Raw genomic sequence first — 21,292 nt, 5'->3', positions numbered from 1 at the left:
GAGACCGGCGGCGGGGCCTCGAATACCCCTCCCCCATCGAGGCTCCGTCGCCCTCTGCTCCGGCCCGTCTTGGCGCCGTCAGGGTGCCGCTAGGGTGAGGCAGGATCGCGAGACGAGAGGGGTGCCGTGACCGCGCGGAGCATCCTGGCCATCGACGCCGGGCAGACCGGGATCAAGCTCCGGCTCCGCTCCCCTTCGATAACCGAGGACGCGGTGCTGCCCGGCATCCGCACGCACGAGGCGCTGCTCCCCCAGCTCGCCGCCGCCGTCCGTCACGCCCTGGCGCAGTGGCAGCCCGGCCAGGGAGTCATCGCCGCCGCCGGCGTCTCAGGACTCACCTCGAGGGAAGCGGATGCCTCGGCCCTGCTTCCGTTCGTCCGCGACGCCGGCATCGACCGGGTGGTGCTCGCCCACGACTCGACGACGTCGTACCTGGGGGCGATGGGTCCGGCGCGCGGCGCGGTCGTGGCCGCCGGCACCGGAGTCGTCACGCTGGCCGTCGGGCCAGAGAGCGTCGCCCGCGTCGACGGCTGGGGCAACGTGATGGGCGACGCCGGCAGCGGTTACTGGATCGGCCGCGAAGCCCTGGAGGCGGTCATGCGCGCGTACGACGGCCGTGGCCCCGGCACCGCGCTGCAGGACCTCGCCGCGGCGCGGTGGCCCGAGCTGTCGGAGGCGTACATCGACCTCCAGTCCTCGGCCGAGCGGGTCAGCGTCGTCGCATCCTTCGCGGAAGCGGCGGCGCGCCTGGCCGAAGAGGGCGACGCGGTGTCGCGCACCATCCTCGTGCGCGCCGGCGATGAGCTCGCGCTGAGCGTCTCGACGGCGCTTCGCCGCGTCGGCGACACCGACGAGCCGGCGGTCTGCACGATCGGCGGCGTGTTCGGATCACGCCTGCTGCGCGCGGAGTTCGAGGCGAGCCTGCGCTCGGCCGTGCCCGGCGCGCGATTCGTCGAGCCGCGCGGTCAGGGCATCGACGGAGCGCTCGCGCTCGCGCAGCTCGAGCCGCAGCATCCGCTCGCTTCCTTCGTGTCGGCCGCCGGCAGCTGAGACGGCGGATGCCCCGGCCGCCGCGCGAGGCGGGGCCGAGGCATCCGGAACCGTCGTCAGACCAGAGACTCGCGCCAGGCCGCGTGCAGCTTGGCGAAGCGACCGTCGCCGCCGATGAGCGCCTCGGGCGAGTCGTCCTCGATGATGCGGCCGTGCTCCATGACGAGGACGCGATCGGCGATCGCGACGGTCGACAGGCGGTGGGCGATGATGATCGCCGTGCGGTCGGCCAGCAGCGTCTGAAGTGCGTCCTGGATCTGGCGCTCGCTCGGGATGTCGAGCGATGCGGTCGCCTCGTCGAGGATGAGCACCGCCGGGTCGGCGAGGAACGCCCGCGCGAACGAGATCAGCTGACGCTGGCCCGCCGAGACACGGCCGCCGCGCTTGTTCACGTCGGTGTCGTAGCCGTCGGGCAGCGCCTGGATGAACTCGTCGGCTCCGACCGCGCGTGCCGCGGCCTGGATCTCGTCGAGCGTCGCATCGGGCTTGCCGAGCGCGATGTTGTCGGCGACCGTGCCGCTGAACAGGTAGGCCTCCTGCGTGACCATGACGATCGCGCGCCGGAGGTCCTTCGGGTGCAGCGAGCGCAGGTCGACCCCGTCGAGGGTCACCGCGCCGCGCGTCGGGTCGTAGAACCGTGACACGAGCTTGGCGAGCGTCGACTTGCCGGCACCGGTCGTTCCCACGAGGGCGATCGTCTGACCTGCCGGGATGTCGAGCGAGAAGTCCGGCAGGATCACGCGGTCGTTCGAGTATCCGAACAGGACGTCGTCGAACCGCACGTGACCGCGCGCACTCCACAGGTCGACCGGCTCGGCCGGGTCGGGCACCGTGGGCTGCTCCTCGAGCACGCCCGAGACCTTCTCGAGCGCGGCCGTCGCGGACTGGTACGAGTTCAGGAAGAACGCGACCTCCTGCAGCGGCGAGAAGAAGTTGCGGACGTAGACCACCGCGGCCAGCAGCGTTCCGAGCAGGAGCGTGCCGTCCACGACGCGGAATGCGCCCCACAGCAGGACGAACGCCAGGGTGACCGAGGCGACGGCCATGAGGCCGGGCTCGAACGTGCCGAACAAGCGGATCGTCCGCATGTTCACGTCGCGGTAGTCGCTCGCCTGCTGGCCGAACTCCTCGTCGTTGCGGGTCTCCTTGCGGAATGCCTTCACGGCGCGGATGCCCGTCATCGTCTCGACGAACTTGACGATGACCTTCGCGCTGACGACGCGAGACTCCCGGTAGACGACCTGCGAACGCGTGTAGAACCAGCGCATGAGGAGGAACAGCGGGATGCCCATCACCGCGAGGATGACGCCCGACTGCCAGTCCACGAGCAGCAGCGCGACCAGCGTGAACCCGCCGTAGAGGATGCCCGAGACGAGCTCGTTGAGGCCGCCGTCGAGCAGCTCGCGAATCGAGTCGAGATCACTCGTCTGGCGCGAGATGATGCGGCCGGAGGTGTACGACTCGTGGAACTCGAGGCTGAGCCGCTGCGTGTGCAGGAAGATGCGCTTGCGCAGGTCGAGCATGATCGCCTGCGTGAGCCGGGCGGCCACGACGACGTACCAGCCGATGAGCGCCGCGCCGGCCATGCCCGTGACGAGGTACACCACGACGACGCCGATCGTCGGCAGCCAGTCCATCTGGTCGACCGCCGTGGGCAGCGCCTGGTTGATGCCATAGGCGATGAGGGCGGGACCCGCGACCCGGAAGATCGTCGACACGACGAGCACGATCCCGGCGAGCCACAGATCGCGCCGCACGGGCGTGACGAGCGAGCCGAGCAGGCGCAGCGAACGCTTGCGGATCGCCTTGCTCTCGACCTTGGTGTAGTCGGAGCGGTCTTCGCCGCTGGTTCCGGTGACGGTCGTGGTGCTCACAGGTTCACCTCCCTCTCCCGCAGACGGGCTTCCTCGACCTCGAGGCTCGAGATCACATGTCGGTAGTGCTCGCTCTCGCGCAGCAGCTCGGAGTGCGTGCCGACCGCTGTGACGCGCCCCGCTTCGAGCAGGGCGACGCGGTCGGCCAGCATGACGGTGGACGGGCGGTGGGCGACCACGAGCGCGGTCGTCGCGTGCAGCACTTCACGGAGCGCGTCCTCGACGAGAGCCTCGGTGTCGACGTCGAGCGCCGACAGCGGGTCGTCGAGCACGAGCACGGCAGGGCGTGCCGCGACCGCACGTGCGAGTGCCAGGCGCTGGCGCTGACCGCCGGAGAGCGACAGGCCCTCCTCGCCGATGACCGTGTCGACCCCGTCCGGCAGGTCGTCGACGAAGCCGGCCTGGGCGACCTGCAGCGCCTCGCGCACGACGGCCTCGGCCTCGGGGCTTCCGGGCACGAGGTCTTCGCGGCCGAGCAGCACGTTGTCACGCACCGACTGCGAGAAGAGCGTGGCGTCCTCGAAGGCCATGCCGACGTGCCGGCGCAGCTCGCTGAGCGTCAGGTCGCGCACGTCGACGCCGTCGAGCGTGACGCGGCCCTGGGTGACGTCGTAGAGGCGCGCGGGCAGCGTGGTGAGCGTCGTCTTGCCCGAGCCGGTGAGGCCGACGAGCGCCATGGTCTCGCCCGGGCGCAGGACGAGGTCGATGCCGTCGAGCAGATCGCGCTCGCGTGCGGCGGCGTCCTGGTAGCGGAAGTGCACGCCCTCGAACGCGAGCTCGCCGCGCGGGCGGGCGATGGTGCTCGGCGCCTCGGGATCGACGATCGAGTTCTCCTCGTCGAACACCTCGAAGATGCGGTCGGTCGCCGTCCGCGCGTCGAGCGTGAACGAGAACAGGAATCCGATCGACTCCATCGGCCACCGCAGCACCGTCGCCATCGCGAAGAACGCGATGAGCTCGGCCGCCTGGAGCTGGCCGACCGCGGTGAGGTACACGCCTGCGCCCAGGCACAGCGCGAAGGCGATGTCGGGCAGCAGGACGAGCCAGAACCAGATCCAGCCGATCGCGCGCGCCTTGCTCAGCTCGGTCTCGCGCAGCGTCTCGGCCTGGCGGGTGAACTTCTGCAACGCGTGCTTGCCGCGGCCGAAGGCCTTGAGCACGCGGATGCCGTGCACGCTCTCCTCGACCGAGGTCGCGAGGTCGCCGGCCTGGTCCTGACTCTGGCGCGCGAGCGAGCCGTAGGTCTTCTCGAACCGGTAGCCGGCGTACCAGAGCGGTGCGCTCGTGACGAGGAAGATCGTTCCCAGCAGCCAGTGCCAGCGGAAGATCAGCAGCGAGCCGACCAGGATCGTGAGGGCGTTGACGACCAGCAGCACGATGCCGAACGCCATCCAGCGGCGCAGCATGCTGATGTCCTGCATCATGCGGCTGAGCAGCTGCCCGGACTGCCACTTGTCGTGGAACGAGACGGGCAGACGCTGCAGGCGCGAGTAGAACGAGTGGCGGAGCTCGTACTCGACCTTGGTGGCCGGTCCGAGCACGAACCAGCGACGCAGCCACACCATGGCGGCCTCGGCGAGGCCGAGGACCAGGATGAGGGCCGATCCCCAGATGATCTGGGTCATGTCACCCGAGGCGATGGGTCCGGCGACGATCACCTCGAGGATGAGCGGGATCGAGAGTGCGAGCAGGCTCGCCGCGAGCGCACTGGCGGCGCCCATCACGAGGCGCGGGAGGACGGGCTTGGCGAACGGGAGCAGCCGCGAAAGAGCCTGGATGGTGGACTGTTCGGACCGTGGCGACGGCGTCGTGCCGTCGGGGAGGGCGGTGGTGGTCATGATCCTTGTGGGAGGGTGGTGCGGATGACCCGGCGTCGGGTCGGAGGATGCGCGAGGCGCGACGGAGCCCCGATCAAGGGAACGCTCCGGAGGACGGCGGTATGCCGAAGCCGGCGAAATCGCCGGAATGCGCGAGGGAGCTGTCTACCCCTGGACGCGGAGGCGCTTCGGCCCGGCAATGCGGAGGACGAAGACGGACTTCGCGGCGATGGCGGCCTGATACATGGCATCCTCCTTGGTGAGAGCGGAAGTGGACTGCCGCACCCTGTTGAGCGCGACAGCCCTCCAGCCTATACCTGGGAGTTCGCTGAACGCAACAACCGCTTTCCGCCTGCGCGGGCGGTGGCGAGGCGGTCGCGTCAGGCGATGAGCGCGGGAACCCCCGCCTCGCGGTCGAGCAGACGCTGCTTCACCTCGAGGCCCCACGCGAATCCGCCGAGCGCACCGCCCGTGCGCAGCACGCGATGGCACGGAACGAAGAGCGCGGGAGCGTTGCGTGCGCAGATCGATGCCGCCGCCCGGACGGCGCTCGGCGAGCCGAGGACGGCAGCGAACTCCGAGTACGTCAGCGGTCGCCCGGGCTCGACGCGGCGCAGCGCATCCCAGCCGGCGAGCTGCATGGCCGTGCCGCGCTGCGCGACGGCGACGTCGTCGATGGCCGCGAGATCTCCGTCGTAGTACGCCGCGACGGCGGTCGCGGCATCCGTCACGCCCTCTCGCACCATAGCCGGCCGATCGTTCCCCCGCAGCCTGCCGAGGATGCGGTCGGCATCGGCGGTCCACCCGGATGCCAGCACGCGCTGCGCGTCGTCGGTGAGGATCGTGAAGGCTCCGTCGGGGGTGTCGACGGTCTGGATGGTCGCGACGCTCATGTGCTCGCCTCTTTCTGGAGATCGGATGCCGCGCCCCGGCGCACGCGCGGGGGCCTCGGCGGGACGGCGCGCCACAGGTGCGCGGTGAGGTAGCTTCGCCACGGCGCGGTGCGCGCCGCCCACTCGGTGAGGGGCTTCGGCTCGGATGGGAGACCGGCGGCGACGGCGCCGGAGCGCACCGCGACGTCGCCGGGGAGGAAGACGTCGGGATCGCCGAGTACGCGCATGCGCACGTAGTCGGCCGTCCACGGGCCGATGCCGGGCATCGCCAGGAGCGCGGCGCGCTGGTCGGCGCCGTCGTCGCCTGTCGTCAGCGGCAGGGTGCCGTCGGCGAGGGCGGCCGCAGCACCGACGATGGACCGGATGCGGGCGGCCGGCCCGCGCAGGACGTCGGCGCCGTGCTCGGCGATGGCGGCCATCGACGGGAACAGGCGCGTGGCGCCGTCGAAGCCGTCGACCGATTCGCCGAGAGCGACGGTCAGCGCCGACAGCGCGGTACGGGCCGCAACGACCGTGATCTGCTGCCCCACCATCGCGCGGATCAGCATCTCGTGCGGATCGGCGGCGCCCGGCACGCGGATGCCCGGGAGCCCCGCGACCAGCGGAGCGAGAGCGGAATGCTGCGCGAGCGCCTCGTCGACGGCGATCGGGTCGGCGTCGAGGTCGAACAGGCGCCGGGCGCGGGTCACGAGGGTCGACAGGTCGCCGAGGTGGGTGAGCCGCGCGCGCAGGCGCATGCGCCCGGCGTCGTCCAGCCGCAGCTCGAACCACGCCGGCCCACCGGCCAGCCGGAGCGTACGGGCGAAGGACGACGGCGTCGCGCGCTCGGCTTCGTCGACGGCACGGGCCGCCATCCACGCGAAGAGACCATCGGCGTCGAGCGGGCCGCGGTGCGGCAGCACGAGGTCGATCGCGCCGGGTGCGGGTACGACGGCGCGGGTTCCGGGCACGAGGCGGCGACGGGCGCGAAGCTCGAGCGGCGACATGCCGAACACCTCGCGCACGGTGTCGTTGAACTGGCGGACGCTGGCGAAGCCGGATGAGAACGCGACGTCGGCGGCGGCCAGATCGGTGCCGACCAGCAGCATGCGGGCGGTCTGCGCACGGTGGGCCCGGCTGAGCGCGAGTGGACCGGCCCCGAGCTCGGTCGTCAGCAGCCGCGTGAGGTGGCGGGGCGAGTAGCCCAGGCGCCGCGCGAGGCCCGGCACGCCCTCGCGCTCGACGACGCCGTCGGCAATGAGGCGCATGGCCCTCCCGGCGGTGTCGCCCCGGAGGTTCCACTGGGGCGACCCCGGGGCGGCTTCGGGTAGGCAGCGCTTGCAGGCGCGGAAGCCGGCCTCGTGCGCCGCGGCGCTGGTCGGGTAGAACGTCACATTCGACGGCTTGGGTGTGCGCGCGGGGCAGCTCGGGCGGCAGTAGATGCCGGTCGAGCGGACGGCCGTGACGAACTGCCCGTCGAAGCGGGTGTCGCGCGAGTCGATTGCGCGGTACCGCTCGTCGAAGGTCATGGCCGGGCTGCTCATGTCCTCAGCCTGACATGCCCCGCCGACATCCTCTAGCGGAAATCGGACACGACGATCTCCCGCGGGGTAGCGTGATCGGCGGCCCTGTGTCCCCACCCGCGAGAAGGCACCGGTGCACCGAGACCGCGGACACCAGCCGCAGTCTCGGTGCACCGATGAAGTCTCGCGAAAAACGGGGACGACCAGGGGGAGGGGCCCGGGCGGGTCAGTGGAAGAAGTGGCGCTCGCCGGTGAAGAACATCGTCACGTTCGCGGCGCGCGCGGCCTCGATGACCTCTTCGTCGCGCACGGATCCGCCGGGCTGCACGATCGCCGCGACGCCGGCGTCGAGGAGCACCTGAGGCCCGTCGGCGAACGGGAAGAAGGCGTCGGATGCCGCGACCGACCCCGCTGCGCGGTCTCCGGCTCGCTCGACCGCGAGCCGGCACGAGTCCACCCGGTTGACCTGGCCCATGCCGATGCCGACGGTCGCCGACGCCTTGGCCAGCACGATCGCGTTGGACTTCACGGCCCGGCAGGCCTTCCACGCGAAGATCATGTTCTCCATCTCCTCGGCCGCGGGGCGCTCGCCCGAGACGAGCTCCCAGTCCGTGGCGACCGACTCGATGTCGGACGGGAACCGGTCGGCGTCCTGCAGGAGGAGCCCGCCCGAGACGAGGCGCACGTCCATGCGCTCCTGCTGCCAGTCGTCGGGGAGCTGCAGCAGGCGGAGGTTCTTCTTCGCCTTGAACACCTCGAGGGCCGCCGGCTCGAACGAGGGGGCGACGATGACCTCGGTGAAGATGTCCTTGAGGTTCTCGGCCATCTTGAGTGTGACGGTGCCGTTGGCTGCGATCACCCCGCCGTAGGCCGACACCGGGTCGCACTCGTGCGCACGCAGGTGGGCGCTCGCGATGGGGTCGAGGGCGTTGGGGGCCGCGACCGCGATGCCGCAGGGATTGGCGTGCTTGATGATGGCGACCGCGGGCTTGACCATGTCGAAGGCGGCGCGCAGGGCGGCGTCGGCGTCGACGTAGTTGTTGTACGACATCTCCTTGCCCTGCAGCTGCGTCGCCTGGGCGATGCCGTGGCCGCCGACGCTCGTGTAGATGGCGGCGCGCTGGTGCGCGTTCTCGCCGTAGCGCAGCGTGGCGAGACGCTCGGCCTTGATGGTGAGGTGCTGCGGCAGGTCGGGCTCGCGGAGCGTCTGCTCGGCGAACCAGGTCGCCACGGCCCGGTCGTACTCGCACGTGTGGGCGAAGGCCCGCGCGGCGAGCTCGCGACGCTGCTTGAGGGTGGTCCCGCCGCTGCCGACCGCCTCGATGATCGCCGGATACGACTCGGGCGAGACGACGATCGCGACGTTGGCGAAGTTCTTCGCCGACGCACGCACCATCGCGGGCCCGCCGATGTCGATCTGCTCCACGACGTCGTCACCCTCGGCGCCGGAGCGCACGGTCTCGACGAACGGGTAGAGGTTGACGACGACGAGCTCGAACGGCTGGATGCCCAGCTCGTCCAGCTGCTGCTCGTGGTCGTCGAGGCGCAGGTCGGCGAGCAGACCGGCGTGCACGCCGGGGTGGAGGGTCTTCACGCGCCCGCCGAGCGACTCCGGGAATCCGGTCACGGCGGCGACATCCGTCACGTCGTGCCCGGCCTCGCGGATCGTCGCAGCGGTCGACCCGGTCGAGACGATCTCGACGCCGGCGGCGGCGAGGGCCTCCGCCAGCGTGAGGAGGCCGGTCTTGTCGCTCACCGACACGAGGGCGCGGCGGATCGGGACCGCGTCGCGGTGGCGGTACAGGGCGGGGTCGTGGCTCGGGCCGGCCATGGAGGATCTCCTCGTCGATGGGGTCAGGAAGCGGGCGATGCCGACACGTCGCCCTCGGCGACCGTCGACGGGGCGACCGCGCTCGCCGAGGCGGCCTGCAGATCCAGCTCGCCGGACGCGATGCGCCGGACGACGTCGATCAGCAGCCGGCGTTCGACGGGCTTGATGCGGTCGTGAAGGGTGTGCTGGTCGTCGCCGGGGAGCACGGGCACGCGCTCCTGGGCGAGGATCGGGCCTGAGTCGACCCCGTTGTCGACGATGATGACGCTGGCGCCGGACTGCCGCACACCGGCCGCGAGCGCGTCGCGCACGCCGTGGGCGCCGGGGAACTCGGGCAGGTAGGCCGGATGGGTGTTGATGATGCGGGGCGACCATTCGTCGACGAGGGACGCCGGCAGAAGCCGCATGAGACCGCTCAGCACGACGAGGTCGGGTCGCCACACGGCGAGCTGCGCGCTGAGCTCGGCGCCCCACTCCTCACGGGACGCGAACTGCGCCCACGGCACCATGAACGAGGGGATGCCGTACTCCTCGGCGTGGGCGAAGCCGTCGGCCTCGCGGTCGGCGCCGACGACGACGACCTCGGCGCGGTAATCGGGGTCGGCGGCCGCATCGAGCAGAGCGCGCAGATTCGACCCTGTGCCCGAGATGAGGACCGCGACCGTGAGCACCCGGCTAGTCTACCGGCGCGCTCGCGCCGGGCCGTCGGGGGCCCAGGTCGAGGGTCGACTGCTCGTCCGCGAGAGGGGCGGGCGAGGCATCCCGATCCGTCTCGGGAGGATCGACGGGCGTCTCCGGCTCCACGACCGTCCACCGGGACTCGCCGGCGCGGGACCGCCCGCGAGGCGACAGCAGGAGGATCGACGCCCCGACGAGCACTTCGAGCCCGACCGCGAGGGCGACGGGGCCCGGCTCGGGGCCGACGTGGGCGAGGCGACCCGGCCCGAGGGAGCCCGAGGCGATGGCCGCAAGCAGAGCCGCACCGGCGGCGGACACCACCGCGATGCCCGCGACGATGGCGAGGCGCGCGGTCATCGGATCGTCGTTCCCCGCGGGAGACGGCGCGGCCTCGGGCTCGATCACGGGCGCCGAGGCGAGCAGCCCGGTCAAGACGACCGGACCTTCGTCATCGGCTGCCGCATCCGCGGCGACGGCACCGTCGCGGAGCGCCGTCCCGGGCGCGACGAGGCGCGAACGCGCGATCCATCCCGCGAGGGCGCCGAGCGCGACGGGCACGAGGGCGAGCAGCAGCAGCCAGGGCGTCGTCGAGTCGGGAACGGCGCCGAGGATCGGGATGCCGGGCACGACGCCCGTCTGCGTACCCGACGGCGACACCGCCGTCCCCTCGCCGACGGCGAAGCCGGGGCCGGCGGCGAACGTCATGCCCCAGATCACGAGGGTCGGCAGGTAGGCCAGCTGCGCGAGGGTCACGACGACCGCGCCGAGCGCGTCCACGTTGCCCGCCTGGAAGAGAGCGACGACCTCGCCGCCGCGCAGCAGCACGGCGACCGCCGTGACCACCGCGCCCAGGCCGATCAGGCCGACGACGACGACCGCCGACCCGCGGGCGATGAGCGCAGGCACCTCTCCCCAGCCGTGCGGCACGGCCTCGATGCGATCCCGGAACTGCGCCACCGGGCCGGCTCCGGCCTCGCGCCACTCCGTGACGACGGCGCCGGCGAGCGAGAGCAGACCGAACACGAGCGTCGGCACCAGGATCGCCTGCCACAGCTCGGCGTCGGCCACGAGGTTCTGCGACGTGAAGCCCGCGATCGTCGCCAGCAGGCCGAACGCCGCCGTGCCCGACACGACACCCGTGGCCCAGGCATCCGCACGCGACGCCCTCACACCCGAGCGCGCCGCGAAGATCATCGTGAACCCGGCGAACGCGAGCGGAGCGAGGGAGAGAGTGAAGGATGCCGCGGCCGGGTCGATCCCCGTGGCGGCGACGTACTCCGCCGGGAGCGTCACGAGCAGCGGCACCAGGTTGCCGAACTGCCACGCCGTGACCCCCGCCGGCCAGAGCGCCGACCAGTCGGCGCCCGCGCCGAAGGTGAAGACGAAGAGCAGCGTCAGCGGGGCGAGGGTCGCCGCGATGCCGACGGCCACCGCGATGGCGGCGTCGACGGCGGAGAGGAGGGCGACGGTGAGGCGATGCATGCGCCATCGACCCTACCCAGCGCCCGGGCCGGGTCCCGGACGGCGGAGCGGCCGGTCGCAGCATCCGGCCTGGTCGTTCCCACCAGTCGGTGAGCGCTAACGTTGAGCGCGGAGGTTTTCATGAGCACAGCCCCGTCGCCCGTCGTCGACACCACCGCAGAGTCCCCCGAACCGCGCAGCAGGGTGGACCGCTTCTTCGAGATCACGCGCCGCGGCTCGACCGTCGGCGCCGAGGTCCGCGGTGGCGTGGTGACCTTCGTGACGATGGCGTACATCGTGATCCTGAACCCGATCATCCTGTCGGGCGGCGTGGACGTCGACGGCAACTCCCTCGGGTTCACGCAGGTCGCCGCCGTCACGGCGCTGACCGCGGGCGTCATGACGGTGCTGTTCGGCCTCGTGACCCGCCTGCCGTTCGCCTTCGCCGCCGGCCTCGGGATCAACTCGTTCCTGGCCGTGTCCGTCGTCGGTCAGGTCACGTGGGCAGAGGCGATGGGCCTCGTGGTCATCAACGGCCTCATCATCGTGCTGCTCGCGGCGACCGGCCTGCGCCGCATGATCTTCGACGCGGTGCCCGTGCAGCTCAAGCTCGCGATCACGGTCGGCATCGGCCTGTTCATCGCCTTCATCGGCTTCGTCGACGCCGGCTTCGTCACGACGACCGGTGCATCCTCTCCCCCGGTCGGCCTGGGCGTCGACGGATCGGTCGCAACCGTGCCCGCCCTCATCTTCGTGTTCACCCTCCTGCTGACCGGCATCCTCGTCGCGCGCAAGGTCAAGGGCGGCATCCTCATCGGCCTCGTCAGCGGCACGGTTCTCGCCGTGGTCGTCGAGGCGATCTGGGACATCGGCCCCAAGTTCGCCGGCGACGAGGTCAACCCGGGCGGCTGGGGGCTCTCGGTGCCCGAGCTTCCGGCGTCGCTCGTCAGCATCCCCGACCTGTCGCTCATCGGCCAGGTGTCGCTGGGCTCGTTCGAGCGCATCGGCTGGCTCGCCGCGCTCATGCTCGTCTTCACGCTCGTCTTCACGAACTTCTTCGACGCCATGGGCACCATGACCGGCCTCTCGAAGGAGGCGGGCCTCGCCGATGCGAAGGGCGACTTCCCGCGCATCAAGTCGGCGCTGATCGTCGAGGGCGTCGGCGCCGTCGCGGGCGGCTACGCGTCCGCCTCGTCGAACACCGTGTTCATCGAGTCCGGCGCCGGCATCGGCGAGGGCGCGCGGACCGGTCTTGCGAACGTGGTCACCGGCGTGCTGTTCCTCGTCGCGATGTTCTTCACCCCGCTCGTGTCGATCGTGCCCACCGAGGTCGCGGCATCCGCTCTGGTCATCGTCGGTGCGCTCATGATGGCGCAGATCCGCTTCATCGACTTCTCGGACTTCTCGGTGCTGCTGCCGGTGTTCCTCGCGGTCACCGTCATGCCGCTCACCTACTCGATCGCGAACGGCATCGGCGCGGGCTTCATCTCGTGGGTGATCGTGCGGTCGCTGTCGGGCAAGGCGAAGGAGATCAGCCCGCTGCTGTGGATCGTCGCCGCCGGGTTCGTGCTCTACTTCGCCCGCGGCCCGCTGGAGCTGCTCCTCGCCGGCTGACCGCCGCAACTCGGAGATCGTGCGAGAAACGCCGGGACGGGGATGCCTCGTCCCGGCGTTTCGCCGTTGATCTCCGATTCTGCGCCCGGCCGACCCGGCGCCCCGGCGCCGACGCCGGACCCCGGGAGGGTCAGGCCTCGACCGGCTCCAGCAGGAAGATCGCGATCTGGCGGTCGGTCTTGGTCTGGTACTGGTCGTAGTCGGGCCACACCTCGACCGCGCGGGCCCACCACTCGGTGCGCTCCTCGCCCGACAGCTCCCGCGCCAGGTAGTCGCGCTTGACGGCGCCGTCCTGCAGCTCGACGTGCGGGTTCTTGACGATGTTCCAGTACCACTGCGGCGGCTCGGGGTGGCCGCCCTTGGAGGCGACGGCGAGGTATCGGCCGTCGTGCTCGACGCGCATGAGCGCCGTCTTGCGGAGTCCGCCGCTCTTGGCGCCGACTGACGTCAGCACGATGATCGGCACACCGCGCAGGGTGTTGGCCTTCTGCCCGTTCGAGGCCTCGTACGCCTCGGCCTGCTTGCGGGCCCAGTCGGATGTGGACGGCTTGTACTCTCCGGTCAGCGGCATTCCCTCACCCTAACCCGCACGACGAAGGGGCGGACGCGCGGCCCTGGCCGCGGCATCCGCCCCTTCGAAAAACGCGTGTCTACAGACCGGAGATGATGCCGCGCATGAGCTCGGCGGTCTCGCTCGGGGTCTTGCCGACCTTGACGCCGGCGGCCTCGAGGGCCTCCTTCTTCGCCTGTGCGGTGCCGGCCGAGCCGGACACGATCGCACCGGCGTGGCCCATCGTCTTGCCTTCGGGCGCCGTGAAGCCGGCGACGTAGCCGACGACGGGCTTGGTGACGTTGGCCTTGATGAAGTCGGCCGCGCGCTCTTCGGCGTCCCCGCCGATCTCGCCGATCATCACGATGGCCTTGGTCTCGGGGTCGGCCTCGAACGCGGCGAGCGCGTCGATGTGCGTGGTGCCGATGACCGGGTCGCCGCCGATGCCGATGGCCGTCGAGAAGCCGATCTCGCGCAGCTCGTACATCATCTGGTAGGTCAGGGTGCCCGACTTCGACACGAGGCCGATCGGGCCCTTGCCGGTGATGTTGGCGGGCGTGATGCCGACCAGCGACTCGCCGGGCGTGATGATGCCGGGGCAGTTCGGTCCGATGATGCGGGTCGTGTTCCCCTTCGACTGCGCGTAGGCCCACGCCTCGGCGGTGTCGCCGACGGGCACGCCCTCGGTGATCACGACGAGCAGCGGGATCTCGGCGTCGATGGCCTCGACCATGGCGTCCTTCGTGAACGCCGGCGGCACGAAGGCGATCGACACGTCGGCGCCGGTCTTCTCGATGGCCTCGGCGACGGAGGCGAAGACGGGGAGCTCGACGGGGTTGCCGTCGGCGTCACGGTGCAGCACGGTCGTACCGGCCTTGCGGGCGTTCACGCCGCCGACGACCTGGGTGCCGGCCTTGAGCATGAGCGCGGTGTGCTTGGTGCCCTCGCCGCCGGTGATGCCCTGGACGATGACCTTGGAGTCCTTGTTGAGGAAGATCGACATGTCTGTTCTTTTCCTAGTTCCGGATGTCGGGGCTCAGGCGTTGGCGAGTTCGGCGGCCTTGTCGGCGCCCTCGTCCATGGTCTCGGCCAGGGTCACGAGCGGGTGGTTCGCGTCGCGGAGGATCGCGCGGCCCTCCTCGACCTTGTTGCCGTCGAGGCGCACCACGAGCGGCTTCGAGGCGCTCGAGCCCAGCTCTGCCAGCGCGCCGACGATGCCCTTGGCCACGGCGTCGCACGCCGTGATGCCGCCGAACACGTTGACGAAGACGCTCTTGACCTGCGGGTCGCCCAGGATGACGTCGAGGCCTGCGGCCATGACCTCGGCCGAGGCGCCGCCGCCGATGTCGAGGAAGTTGGCGGGCTTCACGCCGCCGTGGTTCTCACCGGCGTAGGCGACGACGTCGAGCGTCGACATGACGAGGCCCGCGCCGTTGCCGATCACGCCCACCTGACCGTCGAGCTTGACGTAGTTGAGGTCGTTCTCCTTGGCCTTCGCCTCGAGCGGGTCGGCCGCGGCCTTGTCCTCGAGCAGCGAGTGACCCGCGTGGCGGAAGTCGGCGTTCTCGTCGAGCGAGACCTTGCCGTCGAGGGCGATGACCTCGCCCTCCTCCGACAGGATGAGCGGGTTCACCTCGACGAGCGTGGCGTCCTCGCCCTTGTAGACGGCGTAGAGCTTGACGAAGACGTCGCTCACCTTGTCGACGAGCTCGGGCGCGAAGCCGGCGGCCTCGGCGATCTCGACGGCCTTCTGCTTGTCGATGCCCTGCAGCGGGTCGACGCTCACGCGGGCGAGGGCCTCGGGGCGCTCGACGGCGAGCTCTTCGATCTCCATGCCGCCCTCGACGCTCGCGAGCGAGAGGTAGGAGCGGTTCGCGCGGTCGAGCAGCACCGAGAAGTAGTACTCCTTGTCGATGCGCGCGCCCTGCGCGACCATGACGCGCTTGACGACGTGGCCCTTGATGTCGAGGCCGAGAATGGCCTTCGCGGCCTCATAGGCCTCGTCGGGGGTCTTGGCGACCTTCACGCCACCGGCCTTGCCGCGGCCTCCGGTCTTGACCTGCGCCTTGACGACGACGACTCCGCCGATCTTCTCGGCTGCGGCCCGCACCTCCTCCGGCGTGTCCGCGATGATGCCGGCGAGAACCGGCACCTCGTACTTCTCGAAAAGGTCACGTGCCTGGTACTCGTACAGATCCACAGTGCATTCCTTCGCAGGTGGCGAATGGGGGTGGGATGACGCGAAAAGCGTCTCGACGTCGAGATATCGACCAGTGCCCCAGCCTACTACCGCCTGCCGGGCGCTCCTGACCGCAGCGACGCGCGGACGGTTGTCCTCAGCCGGCGGACGAGGCCGCGATGGGGCTCGAGTGCACCTCCCGCTCCACGGATCCGACCGGAGCCGCGTGCTCCTCGTCGTCATGCTCTTCTCGCTCCTCGCCGCGCACGCGCGGCAGCCGGGCGAGATCGCACACGGCCGGTCCTTCGATGCGCGTGCCGTCGGGAGCGAAGCGAGACGCGTGCAGCGGGCAGTCCCACGACCGCTCGGCGTCGTTCCAGGACAGGACGCCGCCGAGGTGCGTGCACACCGCGCTGACCGCGCGCGTCGTGCCGTCGACCGTCGAGATCCCGACGGGGTGGCCACCACGGTTGGCCACGACCCCTTCGCCCTCCGCGGGCCGCCGCACCGGTGTCGGCACGGCCTGTGCGCCGGCCCAGCCGCTCGCCGCCTCCCACCCGATCCGGAGGTTCTCGACCCCGCCGCGTGCCAGGTCGGCGGGCACGGTCACGCGCGTCGCGATGACCCGCATCCACTCCGGTCGCTCACGCCACGGCACCCGCTCGATCTCGGCCGTGAGCCGCAGCGCCGCGGCCGGCCCGTTGGACAGCCCCCACTTCGCGTAGCCGGTGGCGAACCGGATGCGCCCCAGACTTCGCGGCATGGCGCCGACGAACGGCATGAGGTCGTGCGACTGGTAGTCCTGTGCCGACCACTGCGCGACGGGCTCCGCGCCGGGGAAGTGCGCGCGCGTCCAGCGGACCAGGTCGTCGATCGCCGCCTGCGGCGACTCGGCGCGTCCGACCGGGAACCCGTTGCCCCCGACGATCAGCTGCGCGATATCGGCCGGGCCGTCGTCGGGCGTGATCGACCGGATGGACTTCGTCGCACCGTCGACCGAGAGATACAGCCCCTCGGGCACCGGCCCGTCGAAGGTGAACGCGACGCACGACGACCGCAGGCCGCGCACCTTGGCGAAGTACAGCCCTCGATCGGTGATCGGTGCCGCTGTCGCCAGCACGACACGGTCTGCCGACGCGGAGCCCTGGGGCGTCCACACCCGCGGCTTGGGCACCACGTGCACGCGCGTGACCCGCGCTCCGGTGTGCAGCGTCCCGCCCGCCGCGAGGAACGCGCGTGCGAGCGCGACCGCGAGCCGCTGGGGATCGATGGCGACCTGGTCGTCGAGCGCGACCGCCGCCGTCATCGGCACGCTGCCGTCGAGCTCGTCGGCGGCGACGCGGCGCAGCGGCAGCCCGGCCTCGGCCGCGGCATCCCACTCCGCATCGACGCACTCCGCGCCGTCCGGCGTCTGCGCATACGAATAGGCCGTGCGGTGCGAGTACGGCACGCCCGCGCTGTCGGCGAACCCCAGCAGCCACTCGACTCCATCGCGGTTCGCGTCGGCGTAGGCCCGCACGAGCCGCGCCGGATGGTGCCGACGGAGCGTCGAGAGCGTCGAGCCCTGCAGCAGCGAGAGCTTGCCCGTGTTCGACCCCGTCGCCAGGTTCGCCACCTCGCCGGCGTCGAGGACGGCGACGTCATGACCGTCGCGCGCGAGCATGAGGGCGGTGGAGAGCCCGGTCACGCCCGCCCCCACGACGATCACGTCGTGGTGGCTGCCCGGCTCGAACGGCGTCCCCTCGACGAGGTCGGCTTCGAGCTTCCAGATCGCGGTCATGGGGTCAGTCAATGCCGCCGAGCGCCTCGGCGACAGCGGGTTGACAACGGCGCCGCGCGAGTGGGATCGATCGGGAAGGACACCGGATGCCGCAACCGGGCCTCCACGTTCACTAGGCTCTCCCCCGAGATGTCCGACACCACCGCGATCCCGTCCGCCGCGCCGCAGGCCGCGGTCGTCGCCGCGGCCCTCGAGCTCTTCGCCGAGCAGGGCTTCGATCAGACGTCCGTCGAGCAGATCGCGCACGCGGCCGGAGTGTCGCGTTCGACCTTCTTCCGCCAGTTCGGCGGCAAGGACGACGTCGTGTTCGCCGATCACGAGCTGCTGCTCGAGCGCCTGCGCGACTTCCTGGCGGGTTCGCATCCCGACCCGTGGAAGGCGGTGTGCGAGGCATCCGTCCTCGTCTACGCCCACTTCGCCGCCGACCCCGAGCTCGCGCGCCGGCGCTACACCGTGGTGCGCCAGGTGCCGGCCCTCCGCGAGCGCGAGATCGTCACGGTCTTCCGCTACGAGCGCCTCTTCGACGAGTACCTGCGCGGCGCGCTGCCCGGTCTCGACCCCATCGACGCCGTCGGGTTCGCCGCCCTCGTCACGGCGATCCACAACCACGTGCTGCGCCAGCTGCTGCGGGGGCCGAAGCGCGTCCCGGTCTCGGTCCTGCGCCGCGCGCTCGACGACGCGCTGCGCCGCTTCGGCGTGCAGCCCGACGATGAGACTCGGGATGCCGCGGCCGACGACGTCGTCGTGGCGGTCTTCCCCCGCTCGATGCCCACCGCCGAGGTGGCGCGGCGCCTGCGGGAGCGGCTCGACTGAGCCGCGGCATCCGCTCTTCGAAATCACCCTCGCAGCGCGGATTTCACCCTCGCCGCGCCCGATGAGCGGCGGTATGGTCTGCCCATGAGCACCGTGGAATCGTCGCCGACCGCCGCCACCGGAGCGACACCCTGGTACACGCAGGAGCCGGATGCGGTGGTGGCCGCACTCGGATCCGACCGCGAGCGGGGTCTCACCCAGGCCGAGGCCGCACGGCGACTCGCCGAGCACGGGCCCAACGCGATCGCGGCCGAGAAGGCGCCCTCGCTGTGGCAGGTGTCGCTCGGCCAGCTCGCCGACCCGATGAACATCATGCTCGTCATCGTCGCGGTGATCAGCCTCCTCATCGGGCAGGTCAGCGTCGGCATCGTGGTCGGCGCGCTCGTGGTCTTGAACGTGTTCCTCGGCGCGAGCCAGGAGATGAAGGCCAAGGCCTCTGTCGATGCGCTGTCGAAGATGCAGATCCCGCAGGCCCGCGTGATCCGCGACGGGAGCCTCCTTCAGGTCGCGGCGACCGACATCGTGCCGGGCGACATCGTCGCCCTGGAAGCGGGCGACATCGTGCCCGCCGACGGCCGCATCCTGCGTTCGGCGACCCTCGAGACCCAGGAGGCGGCCCTCACCGGCGAGAGCGCTCCGATCGCGAAGGATGCCGCGACCATCGCCGATCCCGAGACCACGCTGGGTGACCGCGCGAACATGGCGTTCCAGAACACGCAGGTGACCCGGGGCACTGCGACGATCGTGATCACCGACACCGGGATGACGACGCAGATGGGGCAGATCGCGTCGATGCTGTCCGGCGTCAAGCAGGCGAAGTCACCGCTCCAGCGCGAACTCGATGCGCTCACGGGCGTGCTGGGGTGGATCGCGTGGGGCGCCGTCGCCGTCATCGTCATCTTCGGCCTGGTGCGCGACCAGCCGATCGCCTCGGTCATCCTGCTCGGCATCTCAATGGCGATCTCGGCGATCCCGACGGGCATGCCGTCGTTCGTGCAGGCGATGCTGTCGTACGGCTCCCGGCAGCTCGCCGAGCACAAGGCCGTCGTGAAGAACCTCACCGACGTGGAGACGCTGGGCGCGACCAGCGCGATCAACTCCGACAAGACCGGCACGCTCACGATGAACGAGATGACGGTGGAGTCGCTGTACTTCGCGGGCGACTGGTTCACCGTCGCGGGCAGCGGGTATGAGAAGTCCGGCGAGATCCGTCAGGTCGCCGGCCAGCCGGTTCCCGACTTCACGCACCTCGCGCTCGGGCTCACCCTGTGCAGCGACGCCACGGTCTCGGACGACGGGGCGGTGATCGGCGATCCGACCGAGGCTGCGCTCGTCGTGCTCGCCGCCAAGATGGGCGCTGACGCCGAGCTCACGCGGGCGCAGTACCCGCGCGCCGCCGAGGTGCCGTTCGACTCTGCCTACAAGTTCATGGCGACCTTCCACGAGGTGCCGCAGGACGGTGCGACGCGACTCATCGCGCTCGTCAAGGGAGGGCCCGACGTGGTGCTCGACCGCTGCTCGACCGTCATGACGCCCGACGGTCCCGCGCCGATCGAGGCCCAGCGTGACGCCGTGCTGGACGCGAACCGCAAGCTCTCCGAGCAAGGGCTGCGCGTGCTGGCCTTCGCGGTGCGTCGCTTCGCGCCCGGGTCGCCGGTGCCGGCAGACCCCATGGCCGAGATCACCGACCTCACCTTCGTCGGGCTCGTCGGCATCATCGACCCGCTGCGACCCTCGTCGAAGGAAGCGGTGCGGGTTGCACTGGAGGCCGGCATCGAGGTGCGGATGATCACGGGCGACCACGCCATCACGGCCGCCGCGATCGGCGCGAAGCTCGGGCTCGGACCCGGTGCCGCGAGCGGCGCCGAGATCCAGGCGATGAGCGACGACGAGCTCAAGGCCGCCCTGCCGAACCTGCACGTCTTCGGACGCGTGACTCCCGAGGACAAGCTTCGCCTCGCACGCCTGATGCAGGAGGACGGCGCCGTCGTCGCGATGACGGGCGACGCCGTCAACGACGCCGCCGCGCTCAAGCAGGCCGACATCGGCGTCGCGATGGGCTCGGGCAGCGAAGTGACGAAGCAGGCCGGGAAGATGATCCTGGTCGACGACAACTTCGGCACCCTCGTGACGGCGGTGCAGCTCGGCCGCGGGATCTACGAGAAGATCGTCAGCTACGTCCGCTACCAGATGTCGCAGCTGTTCTCCCTCGTGCTGCTGTTCCTGGTGGCGAGCGTCTTCGACATCAACAGCGGCGTGCCGCTCACGCCGATCATGATCCTGTTCCTGAACTTCTTCATCTCGATCTTCCCGGTGATCGTGATCCTCCTCGACCCGGTGCCCGACGGCATCATGCTCAAGCCTCCGCGCGACCCGAAGAAGACCATCGCCAACGGCGGGGCCGTCACGCTCTGGTTCGTCTACGGCGGGGTGCTGTTCCTCATGACGCTGATCCCGCTGCTGCTGTTCACCGACCAGGCCAGCCCCTCCGAGCCGAACGTGCCCGTGACGATGACGTTCGTCGTCGCCGCCTTCGGCGCGATCCTGGGCGGTCTGGCGATGCGCCGCGACCCCGAGTCGGGCCTCGCGGCGCCGATCCTCGCCGCGATCAAGTGGCTCGCCATCCCGCTGGCGCTGACGGTCGCGGCGGTGGAGATCGGGTTCCTCCAGAGGCTGGTCGGCACGGTGTCGCTCAGCGGGAACGAGTGGCTGATCTGCATCGGCCTCTCCGTGGTGGTGCCGCTGTTCGTCGAGGTGGAGAAGTGGATCCGCCGCCGCCGCATCGCGCGGCAGGGCGTTCGGGTCTGAAGAATCCGCTCGGCTGGTTCCGCGCCCCGGCGCTCTACTGCAGGCAGAACTCGTTGCCGTCGGGATCGCGCAGCTGGTAGTAGAGCTCGGGCCACGGCCCCCATTCCTGGTCGACGAGCCGGACGACTTCGGCGCCGAGTGCGACGAGGCGGTCCTTCTCGGCCTCGAGCTCGTCGCGCGACGGCGACCGCCGGGTGTCGCGCTGATGTCGAGGTGCAGCCGGTTGCGGCCGCGCTTCGGCTCGGAGGCGTGGTGGAAGAACAGCCGCGGACCGACGCCTTCCGGGTCTTCGGCGACGCCGCGCTTCGCGAGGTCGGCTTCAGTGAGGCCGGCCTCGAGGAGCTCGCTCTTGAGCGGCTCGTCCCATTCGACGGGCGGGTACCCGAACACCGCCGACCAGAACAGCGCCAGACCGTGCGGGTCGTCGGCGTAGAACGTGATG

15 protein-coding genes and 1 pseudogene are annotated in these 21,292 nt (G+C 71.0%); 4 read left to right on the top strand and 12 right to left on the bottom strand.

Annotated features, from left to right (window positions below; genetic code table 11):
- The first annotated feature begins 126 nt into the window (after positions 1–126).
- Positions 127–1,050, top strand: coding sequence for an N-acetylglucosamine kinase (locus JX005_RS04010; RefSeq protein WP_214466144.1), 924 nt, complete (start codon positions 127–129; stop codon positions 1,048–1,050).
- A 56-nt stretch (positions 1,051–1,106) separates the two neighbouring features.
- On the opposite strand, the gene JX005_RS04005 is transcribed toward JX005_RS04010, so the two are convergent.
- The 7 genes from JX005_RS04005 to JX005_RS03975 form a co-directional block, all read right to left on the bottom strand.
- On the bottom strand, positions 1,107–2,924 hold the full coding sequence (locus JX005_RS04005) for an ABC transporter ATP-binding protein (protein WP_214466143.1): 1,818 nt from the start codon (positions 2,922–2,924) through the stop codon (positions 1,107–1,109).
- Positions 2,921–4,762, bottom strand: coding sequence for an ABC transporter ATP-binding protein (locus tag JX005_RS04000; protein ID WP_214466142.1), 1,842 nt, complete (start codon positions 4,760–4,762; stop codon positions 2,921–2,923). Before JX005_RS04000 ends, JX005_RS04005 begins: the two co-directional genes overlap by 4 nt.
- A 359-nt stretch (positions 4,763–5,121) precedes the next feature.
- Positions 5,122–5,634, bottom strand: coding sequence for a methylated-DNA--[protein]-cysteine S-methyltransferase (locus JX005_RS03995; protein ID WP_214466141.1), 513 nt, complete (start codon positions 5,632–5,634; stop codon positions 5,122–5,124).
- Positions 5,631–7,157 (bottom strand): DNA-3-methyladenine glycosylase 2 family protein, encoded by a 1,527-nt coding sequence (locus tag JX005_RS03990; RefSeq protein ID WP_214466140.1) that lies wholly within the window; start codon positions 7,155–7,157, stop codon positions 5,631–5,633. The genes JX005_RS03995 and JX005_RS03990 overlap by 4 nt, the downstream gene beginning before the upstream one ends.
- Before the next feature lie 205 nt (positions 7,158–7,362).
- Positions 7,363–8,967 carry a bifunctional phosphoribosylaminoimidazolecarboxamide formyltransferase/IMP cyclohydrolase gene (gene purH, locus JX005_RS03985; RefSeq protein ID WP_214466139.1) on the bottom strand — a complete coding sequence of 535 codons (1,605 nt, stop codon included), beginning with the start codon at positions 8,965–8,967 and terminating at the stop codon, positions 7,363–7,365.
- A 23-nt stretch (positions 8,968–8,990) separates the two neighbouring features.
- Positions 8,991–9,638, bottom strand: a complete 648-nt coding sequence (gene purN / locus JX005_RS03980) for a phosphoribosylglycinamide formyltransferase (RefSeq protein WP_214466138.1) — start codon at positions 9,636–9,638, stop codon at positions 8,991–8,993.
- A 4-nt stretch (positions 9,639–9,642) separates the two neighbouring features.
- A complete protein-coding gene (locus JX005_RS03975; protein WP_214466137.1) occupies positions 9,643–11,127 on the bottom strand; it encodes a cell division protein PerM in 1,485 nt (494 codons plus the stop codon).
- 120 nt (positions 11,128–11,247) lie between these two features.
- Here JX005_RS03975 and JX005_RS03970 point away from each other — a divergent pair, with 120 nt between their 5' ends.
- Positions 11,248–12,720, top strand: a complete 1,473-nt coding sequence (locus tag JX005_RS03970; RefSeq protein WP_214466136.1) for an NCS2 family permease — start codon at positions 11,248–11,250, stop codon at positions 12,718–12,720.
- A 130-nt stretch (positions 12,721–12,850) separates the two neighbouring features.
- On the opposite strand, the gene JX005_RS03965 is transcribed toward JX005_RS03970, so the two are convergent.
- From JX005_RS03965 to JX005_RS03950, 4 genes are all read right to left on the bottom strand, one after another.
- Positions 12,851–13,291: a nitroreductase family deazaflavin-dependent oxidoreductase gene (locus tag JX005_RS03965; RefSeq protein ID WP_214466135.1), complete on the bottom strand. Its 441-nt coding sequence runs from the start codon at positions 13,289–13,291 to the stop codon at positions 12,851–12,853.
- Between the two features lie 79 nt (positions 13,292–13,370).
- A complete protein-coding gene (gene sucD, locus JX005_RS03960; RefSeq protein WP_214466134.1) occupies positions 13,371–14,273 on the bottom strand; it encodes a succinate--CoA ligase subunit alpha in 903 nt (300 codons plus the stop codon).
- Positions 14,274–14,306: 33 nt separating this feature from the next.
- On the bottom strand, positions 14,307–15,470 hold the full coding sequence (gene sucC / locus JX005_RS03955) for an ADP-forming succinate--CoA ligase subunit beta (RefSeq protein WP_214466133.1): 1,164 nt from the start codon (positions 15,468–15,470) through the stop codon (positions 14,307–14,309).
- Positions 15,471–15,606: 136 nt separating this feature from the next.
- The gene (locus JX005_RS03950; RefSeq protein ID WP_214466132.1) at positions 15,607–17,229 is read right to left on the bottom strand and encodes an FAD-dependent oxidoreductase; all 1,623 of its coding nucleotides are present in this window, start codon (positions 17,227–17,229) and stop codon (positions 15,607–15,609) included.
- A 129-nt stretch (positions 17,230–17,358) separates the two neighbouring features.
- On the opposite strand from JX005_RS03950, the gene JX005_RS03945 reads away from it, so the two are divergent.
- Positions 17,359–18,042 carry a TetR family transcriptional regulator gene (locus tag JX005_RS03945; RefSeq protein ID WP_214466131.1) on the top strand — a complete coding sequence of 228 codons (684 nt, stop codon included), beginning with the start codon at positions 17,359–17,361 and terminating at the stop codon, positions 18,040–18,042.
- Positions 18,043–18,126: 84 nt separating this feature from the next.
- Entirely contained in the window at positions 18,127–20,850 is a 2,724-nt protein-coding gene (locus JX005_RS03940) for a cation-translocating P-type ATPase (RefSeq protein WP_214466130.1), read from the top strand.
- A 34-nt stretch (positions 20,851–20,884) separates the two neighbouring features.
- On the opposite strand, the pseudogene JX005_RS16460 reads toward JX005_RS03940, so the two are convergent.
- Positions 20,885–21,097: pseudogene (locus JX005_RS16460) on the bottom strand (VOC family protein); the annotation flags it as partial.
- Positions 21,098–21,292 lie beyond the last annotated feature (195 nt).

It is taken from the genome of Microbacterium flavescens, from assembly GCF_018588945.1.
Lineage (GTDB): Bacteria > Actinomycetota > Actinomycetes > Actinomycetales > Microbacteriaceae > Microbacterium > Microbacterium flavescens.
Note: the sequence above shows the minus strand (reverse complement) of the source record. Positions and strands in the feature narration are given on the sequence as shown.